Raw genomic sequence first — 18250 nt, forward strand, 5'->3', positions numbered from 1 at the left:
CTTCATTCATGCCAGGCTCTCGGACCGCTCCCGGTTCTGACCCTGTCTGCGAATGAATTGCGACCCGCCGGGCACGCTTTGACGGGCAGGCCCCGCGCCGCGAAGCGCCATCACGCGCAGGGCCCGTGGCGTGCCATTCAGATTCGGCGACATGCCTTGGGGGGGCGATCCGATGTCACTGAACGATCCCCTCGGCGTCCCGTACACGGACGACGCCCGGCTAGGTGTCGGCGATTGCGCGGGGGCGAGTTCCAGCCAATTGACTGGGTTCGTATTGCCTTGTCCCGGCGGCTGAAGGGCTGGCCGTTCGACGCCCGGCGGACGGCCACCTTGCGCCGCTTCGCGTGCAACCCTTTCCTGACGCAAGACGCCAATTCGCCGGTCAAATTCAGTGACGCTGGCCTTGCGCCGAGCGTTCACCACCGACCGATAGGTTCTGAGCGTCGCCGGCCCCCCGAAGAGGAACGCGCTCACCGACAGGGTCCCGCCCGCAGCGCCCAGTATCGTTGCCAGTGCGGTATGATCTGCGGCGCGCGTGGCGGACGAGGCGATCATGGTGAGCGACCCTATGGCGCTGCCGACGATCTTTGCCGACGACAGCACCGCCGCGGTAACGGTGATCCCTTTGACCGCCGCCAGTGTCGCAGCGCTGCCGGCGGCGGCCAGCCCCGCCTTACCGAGCGCGGCTTGCGCCGATACGTTAAGCACAATCCCGACGCCCTTAATGCCCCCCGCGACCGATACGGCAGTGGTGATCGACGCAGCCGCAAGCAACGCAGGGATCGTAATGGACAGCCATTTCGGGAGATGACCGGTGGGGTCGGTCGCGTTGACCGGATCGATGCGGGCGTACGCGTTGATACCGCCCCCATCGAATGGCGAAAACGTATCGGGCACCATAAAACGCGCGAGCACCGGCGAGTACATCCGTGCATTGCCTAACCAGAGCCATTGCGTGGCTGGATCGGACGTTTCGCCGTCGTACCCGGGCACCCCGTCGAGCGCAGCGCTTGCCTCGCGAAAACCGGACGGCGAGTAGACCACGGCGTGCGTCGTCTGCGCGTCGTAGGTCTGCATGACGCTGCCCTTGGCATCCAGCGCGTAGACCTGCAACGCACCTGCCTGATCGATCGTGCCCGCCCCCCCGTTGAGATAGACGCGCGACAGCGTGCCACGCACCTCGGTGACGAGCACGTTCTCACGAAAGATTCGTGCGCGAGACGGTTGCCCGGTCAAGGTGACCATGCATTGCTCGTCGAGCCCGTTGTATCGATACGCCGCGAGTTCAGCGCCGCTGTGCGACACCGACAGCATCTGGTCGAGGGAGTTATACGCGATGCGATAGCCGCTTTCCGCGTCGGTCATTCGCCCGGCGGCGTCATACGCAAACGTTTGCGTGCCGTTGCTGGCGCCGTAACCCTCGTAGACGAGCGATGTCAGCTGCGTCGGGTCATCTGCGTTCTCGTAGCGGTAGTCCGCGATTCCCGGGTCCGTTGCCGGCCCTTGATGCCATGTGGTCACCCGGGTGATGTTGTCGAGCGGGTCGTAATCCCACTGCTGGAGATAAATGCGCCGCGACGGATCATGCGGATCGTGGGGCGCCTGATCGCCCATGGAGGCATACAGCGCCGGCCGGTTACGCTCGTCGTAATCGAAGTTTTCGGTAAGCACGGCGTCACCGCCAAGCTTGCGCACGCGCAACGTCAGCAGGTCAAGACCGTCGTACTGCTGTTCGATGGAAAATACCGGCCGGCCGGGTGCCACATACTCACGCAGAATTTCGCGCCCCGCTTCGTCGTACGAGAACGTTGTCGTGAGCATGGCCTGACCGGCCTGCGTCACGCGTTGTTCACGCACACGGCTCAAGGCGTCGTAGGTCAAGGCGACCGTCACGTTGCCGCATTGCACATCCAGCAGGCGCCCCGTGTCCGTCTCGAAGCGGTAGTGATGTTCAAGTCCGGTGACATCGGTGTAGCTGACGGGCAAGCCTTGCAACGACCAGACGTGTGCCGTCGTACGCTGGGTGTCGCCGTCGAGCCACGTTTCCCCGGACAGGTTTCCCGAAGCATCACGTTCGCACCGGTAGTCGCTAGCGGGCTGGCCGGTCGTTTGCACGTTGGCGTGCATCAACAACCCGGTCTTTTGGTCGTAGTCGTAGTCGATGCTGACAGCACCGCTGGTGCAGCGGGTCAGGCTCGACGGCAGCGACGGATTGACGTCGTAGGCGACGATCTCACCGCCGGGGCCGCGTACCTCACGCGGCAGCGTGCGATCGGCATCGAACGCCCACGTCGACGTGCGTCCCCCGATGGTCTGGCCGCTCACACGCATCAGGCCGTCGAATTCGCGCCGGCCGATATCGATGCCATTCAACCGGAGCGCGGCAATCTCGTCGCTATCGGCGTGCGGCACGTAGTCGCTCTCGATCACGTCCTCGGTCGGCAGCGTGGTTCGCACGACGCGATCGGCAAAGTCGTATTCGTATTGCGTACGGCGCAGACGCGGGTCGGTCTTGGTGTCGAGCCGCCCAAGCCCGTCGTAGGTGTACGCCAGCCGGCTGATCAAGGTCCCGGCGACGCTCCGGCGCTCCGCCCAGTCGGCGGCGTCGAAGTGGTTCATCTGACGGACCGTGCTTGCGCTGCGCACCGCCCCCGCGCTCGCCGATGTCCAGCTTGTCTCGATCTGCGTGAGCGGATCGTATTCCGTATGCTCGGTAACACCGTCGGCACGCACGACACTCGCCTGCTGGCCCCAGCCGTCGTAGAGAAACTGCTTCGCGACGGTGAGAGTTTGACCGTCATGCCAATCTAGTGTCACGTCCTGCGCCACACGGCCGAAGGCGTCGTAGTCGATACGGTGAACGTCGTGCGGGAGCCCCTGTGCCACGTCCGGCGCCATGCGCGTCTCGCGCACGAGCAGACCGGTGCCTTCGAAGGCTGTCGTGGTTACGACACCGGACGCCGTCGTGGTGATCTGACTCGCCTCGCCTCCCGCCAGACCGATAAGCGTAAAGGCGTGTCTGAGCGTCACCGAGTAGGCACTCCCGCCGGTCTTCGGCGAGGTGGTTTCTTCACGCACCCGCCCCAAGGCGTCATACTCGTACGTCACGATCTCGTCCGCGTTCTCGCGGCGCGTTTCCAGCCCCGAGATGACCGACGCGTGGCGGCTCGTCACGCTGACGGTGTCGTCGAAATCGGTATGGGTCGACTCCTCGGTCACGAGCGCGCCGTCGGCCAGCGCATAGGTGAACCCGGTCGTGATGCTGCGCCCGCCCATCGTCTCGACCTGCTGTTTCAACCGGCCGTGCAGCAGCAGCGAAAGCGGATTGTTCTCAAAGTCGAACGTATTGGTCTGATGGACGCCTGCGGGGGTTTCCAGCGTCTGCTGGACGCATTCGAGATAACCCGGCGCACCCGGTGCCATTGATGCCAATAACGCGTAGCGATGACGTGTCGTGACGGTGGCCGCGACCCTCGAACCCGGGACCGCCGCCGCAGGCACCATCGCTGTCGTCTTTACCGTATGCGGTGTGTCCCAGACAGGGTCCGGCGGACATCCGTCTTCGCCGGCGGGCAGATAGTACGTCGTGCGCTCCGCCGTGCCGTCCGGACCGATTTCCTCGGTCGTGTTGCCCCACGCGTCGTAGCCATAGGTCGTGACGTCGTCGCGTGACACCCCGCCGCACCGATACCGCGTGGTGTGCGTCCGGATCTGGCCGATGGTGACCGGCTGATCGTGCCAGGCCTTGCCCGGCTCCTCGTGATATTCAGTGAGTTGCGTCTGCTCGCAATCGGCTTCGGTGTGCCGCTCGATGCGCGTGCCGTGAAAGCGGTCGTACTCCCGGTAGATCGTGACCTGTGCGGTGCCCGCTGCATTGAGTTGCGCTTCGGTACTCCAGTAGCGATAGTCGTTGGTGACCTTGTACAGCGCATCGGTCGCGTCTTCCCAGTCGACACCGGCCTCGAACCCGAGAAAATTGTGCGTGGAATACGTGTAGGTCGTCACACGCAGCGGTTGCCCCTGCCCCGGGTCGAGTGCGTAACGCGCGACGTAGGGCAGTCGCTCCGGCTCCTTGTCGACCGGATCGCCCGCACGCCGCGGGAACGCGTGACCTCGCTCTTCATAGCCAAGGGTTTCGATACTGCCCGTCGGAGAGCGCACTTCCGTCAGCATGGCGAGATCGGCGGGGGTGTAGCGGCTATAGCGCAGGTGCCAGGCCACTTGACCCGGAACGGGAAGCTCGATGGACGACACGAGATCGCCCGACAGCACCAACCGGAACGCGATGGCATTGCCGTCGGTGCCGGTCAGCGTGATGGTCGCTGCCTGCGCCGTGCGACTGGCGCGAAGCAATTCACGCTGTTCGTGATCGGCGATCGAGGTCAGCATTGGCTGCCCTTCGAAATGGACCCACGTCAGGTGAAGGGAGCGGCCTTGCGGCGAGATGATTTCGACGGGGACGTAAGGCGTGAGCGGATCGTTGATGTCGAACTTCGTCAGAAGCTCGCGACGGCCCGACCGGTAGATGATGGTGACGGTATCGCCCGACTTCTCGGCAATGAACGTGGGGAGCTTCTGGTCGGGGAATTCGACGCGGTCGTCGTACACGATGGCCAACTGGGTTTCGCCGTCCGACAGTGACAACCGTTTAGCACCGGGACTGAGGCGGCTCATGCCCCATGACCAGCCGCGCCCCAAGCCAACGTCGGCATTGTGCAAGGCATCGAAACCGAGCGACAGGGCCAGATCCGGACCCGCCAAGGCATTCATTGCCAGCTTCGGCAGTGCCACCCGAATCGAGTAAGTCCCGGTGCGCGGATCGACACCCTTCTCGAGAAAGCTCAGAAAGCTCTGCGCGCCCGAGTACAACGTGCTGCTATCGGCCTGCGCCGGTCCTTGATGAGTGCCTGTCATGGCGCGCCCCTGTCATTGTTGGTCGGACCGGGACGGTCAGGCTTGGCTGAGTGTCAACGCATCGCACGCCGGCGTAATGTTCACGCGCACCCGGTAGGGCGTGCCGTACTGATCGCGCAGCGTGTAGGTGCAGCCCTGCGCGTTTGCCGCGCCTTGATAGGGCCCGAGACTGTCGTTTGCGACGAACGCAATGGCGCCGCAGGCGAAACGTGGCCAGTCGTTCTGCGCCACGCGGTAAGCGCCGGAGTATTGCTCTTGCGAGTAGAGAAACGCGGGGGTCGGCTGCGGGTCGGTCGGCGGCTCGGCGTAGCCGCAAAAGGCGCCACTCTGTGAATTCGGGCTCAACCACTTGTAGCTACTGGCGAAGCTCGCGGGAGCCACTTCCATCGTTCGCATCGCGGCACGCGCCCCCGTGGCGAGCACGAGGCCGAGGTAGTAAATTGTGACCTTGATGTTCGAACCGACGGTGTACTTGTGCGTTTGCTCCCAATCCTGATTCCACGCCGAAAACGGTGGACTGACCGGGGCGACGGGAATCAGATCGATCGTGCCGTCTGCGTTACTGACGTTTTTTGAAAAGTACTCCCGGTCGTTCGCCAGCTTGATGCGCATGCCGATCGTCTTCCTCGCATTCGCGAAGTCCGCCGTCTGCACGTAGTAGTGAAGGAAGTCCGCGTTTTCGACCGGGATATCGGCGTTGACGGGATAGAACTCATACACGTTCTTCTCGAGGGATGACCCCCATGTCCCTATCGGCACCGGAACTGAAGAATCTACGAGAGGCACCTCCTGCTCCGAGTTGCCGTCGACCACACGAAGGGTCGCGGTTTCCGCAGGAGACAAGGGCTGGTCGGCACCGATTTCGATTTGCAACCGGACCTGACAAAGCCCGTTGTTGTAAGTCCGTTCGCCGCCGGAGCTGGAGGTGACCTTGAACGTATTGACGACCGTCGCACGTCCTTCCGATTTCGTTTGCATGAGGCACCTCGCCGTAACGGCAGTATGTGACCCATGTTACGAGCGCCGATATGCCACACAACTGTCAACGTTGACAGGTCGGCGAGGATGGCGAGGGCGGCGACATTGGCGTCGCCGGATGCCTCAGGTGCTGCGCTTCAGATAAAGGCCAGTGCCGCGAAACCGGCAGACTTCCTCGCCGTGCTGATTGGTCGCGGTCCAGAGCTGGCGCACGATGCCCCGATCCGGGCGGCTTTTGGAAGGTCGCACTTCTAACGTGCTGCTGGTCACGTTGATCGTATCGCCGGGGCGCACGGGGGCGAGCCATTCGATCTGCTCCACGCCGGGTGAGCCCATGCTCGACGAGCGCACGAGCAGTTGGTCGACGTTGAGCCGCATCATGATGCTGCACGTATGCCAGCCACTGGCGACAAGACCACCGAAATGGGACGCACGCCCGGCCGCTTCATCCACGTGAAACGGCTGCGGATCGAACTGGCGTGCGAAATGCACGATCTCGTCGGCAGAGAAGGTGTACGTCCCGAGATCGAACGTATCGCCGACGGAAAAGTCCTCAAAGTAGTACTCGAGCGTTGCCATGACAGCCTCCTGTGACCGAATGAGTGACTTGGGAATGTCGGGGGTAGTGCTGTGCCTGAATCCGTCACTTTACACCCAAGATGAACGGTTTTTGATAGCGGCACGGGCTTCGCCGCGCTCACCATGAATCGCTTCATCATCAAGATTTCGTGCCGCGATATTGAAAATATGATTAGCACTACGAATATTTTTTCAGCCATTTCCCCCATCAATTCGGCAAACACCTGCGGTGCCCCTCCCAATCAACAACTGACCAGCGCGTCTACCCCGACAGAAGATCACGCGATCTTCCAGACGTTGCTTGCCGACCAGCACGTCGCCGATGCCGCCCAATGGGCGCAACAGCTGGCACAGGCTTGTGCAGTACACCCGGGGCTTCGCACCAGTCTGATGCTGGCGCTCACGCAGACACCGCTTGGCGAAATTGCCAGATTTCTTGATTCGGACAATGATCCACTCGTCCAGACACTCAACGATCACGCGGATCTGGCAGAAGGCATTCTCGCGTCGTTGGAGCGCGCGCTGCTGACGCGTCGCCCGTACGAGTCGCTTGACGAGATCGTGGCTCGCGTCACCTCGAAAGACAACCTGCGCGATATCCGGCGCTCGAATGAACGGGATGACGCTCGCCGCCACCGTGCGTCGGACGCGCGCGACGAGCCTTACGCTGTCGGTCATCGCTGGAAACAAGACTTGTGCAATGCGTTTCAATGGCTGCGGATGTCGGGCACCGGCCACGATCCGTGGCGACAGGATCGGGACTACGAAGCGATGGCCCGGGCGCTGGCAGCGGAGGCTGTCGCGGGACCGAATCCACCGGCGTGGCACAAGCATGGTGCCGTCGGCGTATTGACCGGGCTGCTCTACGCATTCGGCAGCGCGAGAATAGCTTTCGACGCGATCGGTGACGGCCTCCTGCGTGTCGTCGACAGTGTGGGCACCGTATTGAATACCCGACTCTCCTCCGATCCACTGACATTTGCCGCCGCACAGGGCGCCATGATCGAACAGCGCACGGACATGCACCGTCCGCTGTGGCATTTCCTCCATCATCATCATCGGAAACACGAGGTCCACGCGCCCGCCCATGGATTCCAAGCCCACGGTATCCATGCGTCCCACACCGGTGCGCATGAAACCCACGTCGTGGCTCACCCCGAGGTCCCCGCGCATACGACACGCACACTGCATGTTCACCGCCGCCACATGCGACGGCACCTGAACGAGACGCCGGCGGTCATCCTCTCACCGCTCGCACCGTCGACCACGATCCAGCGACTGACCACGCTCGCGACGACCCAGATTGCCCGGCACGAAGCACAACTCGATGTCACGGCGCGGACAGCGAATATCACGGATTGGGCGCAACTGATCAAGAAGCAACTTGCCGTGGCTGCCACGCCCGCCGGTACCCCGTTCGATTCGGATCAATGGTTTCTGAATCACTTCAGGTACTTCTACCCATCCAAGGAAAAAGGGGCACTGGATGGGCAAGTGGATCGTGGCGGCCTTGTGCATTCGACAAGATTGACGCAGGCGGCCCTGCAATATGTCGCGTCCGGGGAAGCACTTGGAGGCCCCGATGTAGAGTACGGCATCTATGCGCACAGCGCACCCCGGCTCGGCTACTACCTGCCGTCCGAAGAGTCGCCCAGGCTGAGTGTGAGGCGACTCATGCAGACGATTCACGCCACTCGGGCAATTCCGCTCCATACCCTCGACGCCATGCGTTCGCTCAACGCGAGCACACCGCTTGATGCGCCACTGTATCGCCATCGGGTCACGATGCTCACTTACGATGCCGAGCTGGAATACGCGGCCGGACGGCTCTCGCAGACCGGACTCATCCTTGCGCAGCTTGTTGCCTATGCCCCGAGTGCGGAGCAGCGGATCTCGTCCGATTCGAATATGGCCGAGCTTCAGGGATATGCCGTCGAAATCGAAATCCCCGGTCGCAAAGGGGTGTCACGTCCCGGTGGCGTGTTCGCCATCTCGCAATCGACGAAGACGTCGACGCACACCGGTGGAAGAACCCTTCTGTATGTTGCCGGCAGTGCCGCACCGCTAAGGGAGTATGCGTCGATCGGACATCTGACTCAGGACCTCGCACGCGGCAACGCGTCGGGTGCCTACAAAGACATGATGGAGCGACTGCCGCTGTCGATTTCGCGAGACGTCATGAACGGCACGATATGCCAGGTCATGCTGTCGGAGACGGGAGACGATCTGGTAAGTATGTCGCTCGATTCGACCGCTGACGTCATCGGTAACGACATGCGGCGCGCTGCCCGGCACCTCGTCGCCGGGCAGCGGCGCACAGCGTGGTCCTACTGGCTAGCCGGTGTCCCGTCCACAATCTTCGAGACCGAACTCGAGCGGCCGGCCCCACCGGTCAGCGGACTCAAGCCTCCTCCGCCGACCCGGGAACCGCTTAGCATCCGTCTGGAGACCATGCAGCAGATTCGCGCCATGACCGACTTGCGCGCCAATGTCTCGGCCGCGCTCCCCGACTTGGGGCGCAGTGCCGCGCAATACGCCACGCAGTTGGTCAAGGACATTGGGGGTTACAGCATCGACGCCTCAAAGGTGTATATGCACGTCTACGAGACGCACATCGGACAGGGGCCGCTCGCCAACCCGCCGTGGAAAACGGTACTGGCCTCCGGCACCGCCACGCTGGACCGGATTGTCCTCGACATTGCACAAGGCACGCGCGAGACAACATTGCCGGCAGACACAGAAGCCATTTTCTCGCTGGATAGCGAAGCCCACGGGGCCCGTGCATTGTCGTTGGGCTCACTCACGCCACCGCAGTGGCTCGCACGCATCGACGCCGGAACGTTCCTCGCTCAGCAGGGCCGGCTGCTCGACACCTTCTGGAATGCGCATGAGGGGGAGGTTCGCAGTGCGCTCAAGAGCGCCTTCATTATGGATGCCTTTCTCCAGAGGCATGACCGCACCCTCGGCGCCAACGGGGCCGATATCGCGCGACGCATTGCGCGCTGCGACCGCATGGATTTGCTCGACCTTACCCATCTGCAGACGCGCTTCGTCCTTGAGGGATCGAACCTGCAAACGGCATGGCTGCGTGTCGGGAATGCCGTCTCCGATATTCAGGAATATACGGACCTGAGAAACGGCTGGATTCTGATTTACACGCCACGCTTGCTGGCCGACAGCGTGAAGGAATTTTCTGACCGCCAGCGACTCAGCGACTGGGTGCGCGCACAAGCTCAGGACCCACGCGCTTGCGAACGCCTGCTCAATTGTTTCTCGCAAGCAGATCGCTTTGACGAGAATGCCCCGGGCGTCGACGCGGTCCTGGCGCTCATCAATGCCGAGACAGCCACGCCACAGGTGATCGTTCAAAGCGAACCCTTCAAGGGAGACCCATTTTCAGAGTTCGCTCATGCGTTCCGCCAGCGCACGCGAGACGAGATCACCAACCCGCGCGCTGTCCTGCAGACCAACCCGCAACCCGCCATTGTCGCCCGTATTCTCCACACGCTTGCCACGCTGAACGTGCTGACCGGACTCGGCCTCGTATTCGACGTGCCGATCCCCGGCCTGTTGGAAGCCAACGTCATCCTGTCCTTCAACAATATCGCCATGGGAGGCACCACCACCGTGCTCGGTGACGAACAGACCCGCCCGGCGGGATGGGCATCGTTGATGGCGGGCATTGCCGGAGGCATGCCCATCGGCTACCACTACAAGGCCAGTCTCTCCTTCCAGGACGAAGTTCAGATGTTCATCAATCGAACACCGTTCGGGCAGCTCAGGCAGTTGATGCCCAATCTGTACCGGGGCGAGGCGGGATTCGTCGCGGCATCGGGAGACGCCCGATTCGATGTCGAGTACTACCCCACGCAGAGGACTTGGCGGTTGACCGACCCCTCCGGGCTCAACGGGCCGGGGCCGGCGATTTCACAAACCGCCACCTACGATTGGGTGATTGACACCCAGACGCCGACGACCGATGGCACGGCCCCGCTTACCTCGACGGTCTTCCACGACGACGTCAGCCGGAATTTCGTCGACGTGGAATTCAGGGCCAAAAGCGCCGCACTGGCAAACGCCGTCGCCGACGCCGACCGCGAGGCTTTTCTTGCCGGCAAACTCGAGGCGGGTGCGAGCGTGCTGCCATGGGACCCGTCGTACCCCCCTGCCGACTTGCTCAAGCTGGACTTCAACGACCCGGCACAGAAAGACCCTCGGTTGCTGGGCATTCTCGCTCGCCGAATCGAGGATGCCCTTCGCTTCGAATCGACCCGGCGCGCCATTGCCAACGCCCGGATCATTGCCGAAGACGTTCGTGCGGCAGGGGGCACCTTCGAAGTCTTCACACAGGCCGCCTATATCAACAGCAATGCCGATGGTCACACCGGCTTCTGTCTGCCGCTGACGCGCGCGATGGCGGCTGCACTCCATGTGAATAGACAAGACGCATTCATGGGTAACATCCGCCGCGCCATCGCGGACCCACATTCGGCAAGCGCGATCCGTCTGCGCGACACGCTTGTAGCGCTGCACTCGAACGTTCGGGCGAATCAACTGGAGTTACCCCTTCACGGCATGCGCAGTGGGGAAAATGTGCTGAACCCGGAGCAGCTCTTCCGCCTGATCACGTCGAAGGACAAAAGCATGCGTTCATACGTGATCAAGACCCGGGCACACGCCATGTCCGTCACGATGGGTACCAAAGCTTCCTGGTTCTACGACGCAAACTTCGGGTTGGCCGAATTCGGCGATGCCCATGCGCTCGCGTTGGCTTTTATTAACCACTTGACCGAGCGAGGGCTCGGCAATTTTTACCGGTCGTATGGCACCACCGACGCCCCTCTCTTCCTAGTTGACGTCCTTGACGCGGGCGAGCTGCGACGCGTCGAACTGCGCCCTGGCGTGATCGTGAACGACATCCTGAAGCCGATGTTGTGACGTCGGAATACGGCGATGGTGAGAGGTGGTGAGGTACTGATGCGCTGGCGGTAGCGGCCCGCTAGGGGTGCGGCAGGCGTGGTGCGTGGTAAGGGCGCCCTATTGCAGGGTTTCTTTCGCGCCTTCGGGGATCGGCAATGCCATGACGTCGATACCCTCGTCGGCAAGCGCCTCGGACTCTTCGCGTGAGACGGTGCCACGGATATTGCGCTCCGGGGCTTCCTGATAGTGGATCTTGCGGGCCTCTTCGGCAAAATTCTTGCCCACGTCTTCCGTGTTGGCGATCACATGGCGCACCGCCTTCATCCACAGCGCCTGAATCTCGCGTTGCGCTTGGGCAATTTCGGGCGGCAGTGACGGTGCAGACGAGGGACCCGATTTTGCAGCGCTCCCCTTCGCTCCCGGGGAGCCGCCTGCGGAGGCAGTCGACGCCGTATCACGCCCCGTTGCGCCCGAAAGATTCAGTCGCGGGGCCGACGGCACGCGCACGATGCCCGTGTCGCCACAGACCGGGCAAGTCACCAGCCCGCGAGACTGTTGCGAAAGGTAATCGTCCTCCGAGCCGAACCAGCCTTCGAAGGTGTGCTCGTGCGCACAACGCAAATCAAAAACCTTCATGACGCAATGAGTGTGTCCCTGCCCGGCCATGGACCGGGACCGGAATCAATAGAGGGGCGCCCGTTGCGGCGGGCGCCGTGGCTTCAGCGCAGCGGCGAACGCTCGTTCGGCTGCCAGACTCCGGATAATATCTTTTCCAGCCAAAACGCGCCGATAACCGATTTGACGTCCGTGATACGGCCATCGCGCACCCATTGCAGCAACTCGGTGGCGGGCATCTTGAACACGTCGAGAAACTCGCCGTCGTCGAGCTTCTGCTCACCCAGCGTGAGGTCGCGCGCGAGCCAGATGTCGATGAACTCGGTCGAATACGAAATCACCGGGTGAATACGCGTCAGGTAGTCCCAACGCTCGGCGTGGTAACCGGTCTCTTCGAGCAGCTCGCGCTTGCCGCACGCCAGACCACCCTCGGCTTCGTCGAGCTTGCCGGCGGGCAGTTCGGTCATCACGCGACGCAGCGGATAGCGGTACTGGCGCTCCATGAGCACCTGCCCGTCTTCGAACAGCGGAATCACCATCACCGCACCCGGATGCGTGGTGTATTCGCGCGTGGCCGTCTTGCCGTCCGGCAGACGCACGCTGTCGCGCTTGATGGTCAGGAAGGCGCCGTCGTAGACGGTATCGGTCGTGATCTGCGTCTCTACGAGGTGCTGATCGTCTGTTTGACGTTGTGTCATGAAACCTCCATGGCGGCACAAAGCGTGCACAAAACCGGTACAAGATTCGTACAAAACCCACACAAAACCCATACAAAACAAAACGCCGCCCAGTGGGCGGCGTCTCATGAAGCCAACATCTTACGCGGCAGCCGCCGGTCGATGACGCCACAAGTACCGGTAGACGAACCCCGGAAACGCGAACACGACAAACAAGCTCGCCGTCACCGCGTAGAACTCCCAGCCTTGGGCGAACACGTTGCCGATGCTCTTCTCGATCAGATAGCCGAGCGCGCCGACCACAAAGTACACCACTACCATCTCCAGCAGTCGCAGCCACAGCGACTTGACCGGTTGCTTGCGGGGGATGACACCGAACAGGCGCTGGTTCACGAACGGCAGGTTCGCGCCCAGCAGCGCCAGCAGAATCACAAGCGTACCACCTGCTGTCATACCCATCGTTCGTGTCTCCCGTCTTTCGTCTCGTTGGCTAGCTTCCGCTTGCCAATATTAGCTCGCCAGCATTAGCTCGCCAAAGTCAGCTTGATCGTGCGCAGGCACCAGTCCATCAGCGGACCCGGCATCAGGCCGAGGTACACCAGCACCAGACCGTTGAGCGACAGCACCAGACGCATCGTGCCGCTGCCTTCCAGCGCGTTGCTGTCTTCCGGCTTGTCGAAGTACATCAGCTTCACGACACGCAGGTAGTAGAACGCACCGATCAGCGAGGCGATCACGGCCACGACAGCCAGCCACACCATACCGGCGTTGATCACCGCCTGAAGCACTGCCAGCTTGGCGTAGAAGCCTGCCAGCGGCGGAATGCCGGCCAGCGAGAACATCAGCATCAGCATGACGAAAGCGAACCACGGGCTGCGTTGGTTCAGGCCCTTCAGATCCGACAGGTTTTCGGCTTCGAAACCCTTGCGCGAGAGCAGCAGCACGATACCGAACGTGCCCAGCGTCGTCAGCAGGTAGATCACGCTGTAGAACAGCGACGAACCGTACGCGTCGGCGATACCGTCGATCTTGCCGCCCACCACGCCCGAGAGCATGCCCAGCAGCACGAAGCCCATGTGCGAGATCGTCGAGTACGCCAGCAGACGCTTGACGTTGGTCTGCACGATCGCCGTCAGGTTACCGATCACCAGCGAGAGCACCGCCATGATGATCAGCATCTGTTGCCAGTCGATCGCCAGCGGCAGCATGCCTTCGACGAGCAAGCGCAGCAGCAGCGCAAACGCACCCAGCTTCGGCGCGCCGCCGATCAGCAGCGTGACCGGGGTCGGTGCGCCTTGATAGACGTCCGGCACCCACATGTGGAACGGGGCAGCGCCGAGCTTGAACGCCAGACCGGCCACGATGAACACCACGCCGAACACCAGCACGATCTTGTTGACCGCGCCCGAGGCGATGACTTCGAAGACCTTGGCCAGTTCGAGCGAACCCGTCGCGCCGTACATCATCGACATGCCGTACAGCAGGAAGCCCGAAGCGAGCGCACCCAGCACGTAGTACTTCATGGCCGATTCGGTGGCGTTCGACGAATCGCGCCACACGGCAGCCAGCGCGTACAGCGACAGCGACATCAGTTCCAGACCCAGATACAGCGTCAGGAAGTTGTTGCCCGAGATCATCACCGACAGCCCCAGCAGCGAGAACAAGCTGAGGATGTAGAAGTCACCACGGGCCAGGCCGCGGGCTTCCAGATACTTCTGGCCGTAGACGAACGTCATGAACGTTGCCAGACCACCGAAGGCCTTGAGCAGGTTCGACATCGGGTCGGCGACGAACACATTGCCGAACAGGTAGTGCGACGCCGGGTCGCTGGCGTTGCACGCCCACAGCACCGACACGACCGCGGTCGTGATGAGTGCCAGCACGTAGTTCAGCTTGCGCGTCTGGCCGAGGAACGCGTCGCACATCATGATCACGAGGATCATGAGCAGCAGGATGGCCTCCGGCAACGCAGGCAGCAGATTAATGTTTTGCATGATCTAGATTTCCTCCCCGATTACGGCAGCTTGGTCTGCGCCACGTGGGCGAGGAGGTTAACCACGGAGGTGTGCATCAGGTCCGTGAAAGGCTTCGGATAGATACCCATGAACAGCGTGAGTGCAGCCAGCACGGCCAGCATGAAGAACTCGCGCTTGTTGATATCGATCAGCTCGCGCACGTGGTCGTTGGCAATCGCACCGAAGATCACGCGCTTGTACATCCACAGCGAATACGCAGCACCGGTGATCAGCGAAGTGGCTGCAAGCAGACCCACCCAGAAGTTCAGCTTCACGGCGCCCAGAATCACCAGGAACTCACCCACGAAGCCCGACGTTGCCGGCAGGCCGCTGTTGGCCATCGCGAACAGCATGAAGAACGCGGCAAACTTCGGCATCGTGTTCACCACACCGCCGTAGTCGGCGATGTTGCGCGAGTGCATGCGGTCATACAGCACGCCGATACACAGGAACATCGCGCCCGACACGAAGCCGTGCGATATCATCTGCACCAGCGCACCCTGCATGCCGATTTCGCTGAACATGAAGAAGCCCAGAATCGCGAAGCCCATGTGAGCAATCGACGAGTAAGCCACCAGTTTCTTCATGTCGGTCTGCACCAGGGCCACGAGGCCGATGTAGACGACGGCGATCAGCGCGAGCGTCACCATGAAGCCCGACAGATAGTGGCTTGCGTCCGGTGCGATCGGCAGCGAGAAGCGCAGGAAACCATACGCGCCCAGCTTCAGCATGATCGCAGCCAGCACGACCGAGCCGCCAGTCGGGGCTTCCACGTGGGCGTCGGGCAGCCAGGTATGCACCGGCCACATCGGCACCTTCACCGCGAAGGCCATGAAGAACGCCACGAACAGCAGTATCTGCACGTTCATCGGGATCTTCGCTGCGTACCAGTCGGTCAGCGTGAACGAACCCGTCGCGTTGTACAGATAGATCAGCGCGACCAGCATCAGCAGCGAGCCGAGCAGCGTGTACAGGAAGAACTTGAACGCGGCATACACCCGGTTCGGACCGCCCCACACACCGATGATCAGGTACATCGGGATCAGCGTGGCTTCGAAGAAGACGTAGAACAGCAGGCCGTCTTGCGCCGAGAACACACCAATCATCAGACCCGAGAGGATCAGGAACGCGGCCATGTACTGCGCCACGCGTTCGGTGATCACTTCCCAGCCCGCGATCACCACGATCACCGTGATCAGCGCGGTGAGCACCACCAGCCACAGCGAGATGCCGTCGATGCCCAGGAAGTAGTTGATATGAAAGCGTGCAATCCAGCTCGTCTTTTCGACGTACTGGAAGGCCGACGTGTTGGCGTCGAAGTTCGAGATCAGCGGCAGCGTGACCAGGAAGCTCACCAGCGAACCGATGAGCGCCAAGACACGGGCGCCCGTCGGGTTACGGTCATTTCCCACCGCGAGGACAACAATCCCCGACAGGATGGGCAGCCAAATGGCCAGACTCAGAAGCGGTAGCGATTGCATTTTTTTGTGGCTCCCCCTTTTACTTGCCGTTCAACGTCACAAACAGCGTCAGGAGCCCGAGCATGCCGATGATCATGGCGAACGCGTAGTGATAGATGTAACCCGATTGCATGAAGCGGATGACGCCGGCGAGCCAGCCCACCAGACGTGCGCTGCCGTTGACGACGGCGCCGTCGATCAGACCCTGATCGCCTGCCTTCCACAGACCGCGGCCGATTTTCAGCGCGCCCTTGGCGAAGACCACTTCATTGATCTTGTCCATGTAGTACTTGTTGTCGAGCAAGTTGTAGATGCCCGAGAAGCGGTTCTTCAGGGCTTCCGGAATGTCCGGACGCTTGAGGTAGAAGAACGCGGCCAGCAAGATACCCAGTGCCGACAGTGCGATCGGCAGCGTGCCGAATGAGTGCACCGCCATGGCCACCCAGCCGTGGAATTCGTGGCTCAGTTCTTCCATCGCCGGGTGATTCTCGCCGATGAAGATGACGTCCTTGAACGCCACACCTTGCTTGAAGAACGAGCTGAACAGCATCGGCGCGATCGCGATGGCACCGATGATCACCGACGGAATCGCCAGCAGGATCAGCGGAATCGTCACAACGGCCGGCGATTCGTGCGGCTTCTGACCCGGGGCCAGACCGTGGTGTTCGCCGTGATCGTCCTCTTCTTCTGCGTGGTGGGCGTCGTGGTGGTCATGGTGTGCTTGACCGAAACGCTCCTTGCCGTGGAAGACGAGGAAGTACATACGGAACGAGTAGAACGCGGTCACGAAGACGCTGGCGACCACGGCGAAGTACGCGAAGCCCGAACCCGGCAGATGCGAGGCGGCCACGGCTTCGATGATCGAGTCCTTCGAGTAGAAACCGGCGAAGAACGGCGTACCGATCAACGCGAGCGAACCGAGCAGCGACGTGATCCAGGTAATCGGCATGTACTTCCACAGGCCGCCCATGTTGCGCATGTCCTGATCGTGGTGCATGCCCATGATCACCGAACCGGCACCGAGGAACAGCAGCGCCTTGAAGAACGCGTGCGTCATCAGGTGGAAGATGGCGACCGGGTAGGCCGACACGCCGAGCGCGACCGTCATGTAACCGAGCTGCGAGAGCGTCGAGTAGGCCACGACACGTTTGATGTCGTTCTGGATCATGCCTAGGAAGCCCATGAACAACGCCGTGATCGCCCCGATGATCGTGATGAACGACAGCGCGGTGTCCGAGAGTTCGAACAGCGGCGACATGCGGCTCACCATGAAGATACCGGCGGTCACCATGGTGGCCGCGTGGATCAGTGCCGAGATCGGGGTCGGGCCTTCCATCGAGTCCGGCAGCCAGACGTGCAGCGGGAACTGTGCCGACTTACCCATGGCGCCGATGAACAGGCAGATACAGGCCACGGTAATCAGGCGCCAGTCGGTGCCCGGGAACGACAGGGCCGCGACATCGTTGGCCTTGGCGAACACTTCGCCGTAGTTCAGCGTGCCCGTGAAGGCCAGCAGCAGACCGATGCCGAGCAGGAAACCGAAGTCACCCACGCGGTTGACCAGAAACGCCTTCATGTTGGCGTAGATGGCCGTCGGACGCGTGTACCAGAAACCGATCAGCAGGTACGAGACCAGGCCCACCGCTTCCCAGCCGAAGAACAGTTGCAGGAAGTTGTTGCTCATGACGAGCATCAACATCGAGAACGTGAACAGCGAGATGTACGAGAAGAAGCGCTGGTAGCCAGGATCTTCCGCCATGTAGCCGATGGTGTAGATGTGCACCATCAGCGAGACGGACGTGACCACGCACATCATCGTGACGGTGAGGGTGTCGATCAGGAAGCCGATCTCGAGCTTCAGGTCGCCGATGCGTGCCCATTCGTAGACGGTGGCGTTGAAGCTCGCCCCGTTCATGACGTCGAGGAACGTCATGACCGAAAGGATAAACGCGACCAGCACGCCAAGGATCGTGACCGTGTGCGCGCCCGCGCGTCCGACTTGCTTGCCGAACAGACCGGCGATCACGGACCCGGCCAGCGGCGCCAGCGGGATCGCGAGCAACAGTGTGGGATTCAGTGTGGATGCCATAAC

At 61.9% G+C, this 18250-nt stretch carries 11 protein-coding genes; 1 reads left to right on the forward strand and 10 read right to left on the reverse strand.

Annotation, left to right across the window (positions count from 1 at the left end; all coding sequences use genetic code 11):
- Nucleotides 1-6 precede the first annotated feature (6 nt).
- From AT302_RS16480 to AT302_RS27655, 4 genes are all read right to left on the reverse strand, one after another.
- Entirely contained in the window at nt 7-4914 is a 4908-nt protein-coding gene (locus AT302_RS16480; protein WP_058379355.1) for an RHS repeat domain-containing protein, read from the reverse strand.
- A gap of 36 nt (nt 4915-4950) precedes the next feature.
- Complete coding sequence (locus tag AT302_RS16485) at nt 4951-5892, reverse strand: hypothetical protein (protein ID WP_157125810.1); 942 nt, start codon at nt 5890-5892, stop codon at nt 4951-4953.
- 123 nt (nt 5893-6015) lie between these two features.
- On the reverse strand, nt 6016-6471 hold the full coding sequence (locus AT302_RS16490) for a MaoC family dehydratase (protein ID WP_058379357.1): 456 nt from the start codon (nt 6469-6471) through the stop codon (nt 6016-6018).
- 192 nt (nt 6472-6663) lie between these two features.
- The gene (locus AT302_RS27655; RefSeq protein WP_157125811.1) at nt 6664-7182 is read right to left on the reverse strand and encodes a hypothetical protein; all 519 of its coding nucleotides are present in this window, start codon (nt 7180-7182) and stop codon (nt 6664-6666) included.
- A gap of 9 nt (nt 7183-7191) precedes the next feature.
- On the opposite strand from AT302_RS27655, the gene AT302_RS16495 reads away from it, so the two are divergent.
- Nucleotides 7192-11409: a dermonecrotic toxin domain-containing protein gene (locus AT302_RS16495; RefSeq protein WP_157125812.1), complete on the forward strand. Its 4218-nt coding sequence runs from the start codon at nt 7192-7194 to the stop codon at nt 11407-11409.
- A 99-nt stretch (nt 11410-11508) separates the two neighbouring features.
- On the opposite strand, the gene AT302_RS16500 is transcribed toward AT302_RS16495, so the two are convergent.
- The 6 genes from AT302_RS16500 to nuoL form a co-directional block, all read right to left on the reverse strand.
- Nucleotides 11509-12027 (reverse strand): DUF1178 family protein, encoded by a 519-nt coding sequence (locus AT302_RS16500; protein WP_058379359.1) that lies wholly within the window; start codon nt 12025-12027, stop codon nt 11509-11511.
- An 83-nt stretch (nt 12028-12110) separates the two neighbouring features.
- Nucleotides 12111-12704, reverse strand: coding sequence for an NUDIX domain-containing protein (locus AT302_RS16505; protein WP_058379360.1), 594 nt, complete (start codon nt 12702-12704; stop codon nt 12111-12113).
- Nucleotides 12705-12824: 120 nt separating this feature from the next.
- A complete protein-coding gene (locus AT302_RS16510; protein WP_058380378.1) occupies nt 12825-13136 on the reverse strand; it encodes a DUF2818 family protein in 312 nt (103 codons plus the stop codon).
- Nucleotides 13137-13207: 71 nt separating this feature from the next.
- Nucleotides 13208-14677, reverse strand: coding sequence for an NADH-quinone oxidoreductase subunit NuoN (nuoN, locus tag AT302_RS16515; RefSeq protein WP_058379361.1), 1470 nt, complete (start codon nt 14675-14677; stop codon nt 13208-13210).
- Nucleotides 14678-14697: 20 nt separating this feature from the next.
- Nucleotides 14698-16179, reverse strand: coding sequence for an NADH-quinone oxidoreductase subunit M (locus tag AT302_RS16520; RefSeq protein WP_058379362.1), 1482 nt, complete (start codon nt 16177-16179; stop codon nt 14698-14700).
- A gap of 19 nt (nt 16180-16198) precedes the next feature.
- A complete protein-coding gene (gene nuoL, locus AT302_RS16525) occupies nt 16199-18247 on the reverse strand; it encodes an NADH-quinone oxidoreductase subunit L (protein WP_058379363.1) in 2049 nt (682 codons plus the stop codon).
- Nucleotides 18248-18250 lie beyond the last annotated feature (3 nt).

It is taken from the genome of Pandoraea norimbergensis (genome assembly GCF_001465545.3).
Taxonomy (GTDB): Bacteria; Pseudomonadota; Gammaproteobacteria; order Burkholderiales; family Burkholderiaceae; genus Pandoraea; species Pandoraea norimbergensis.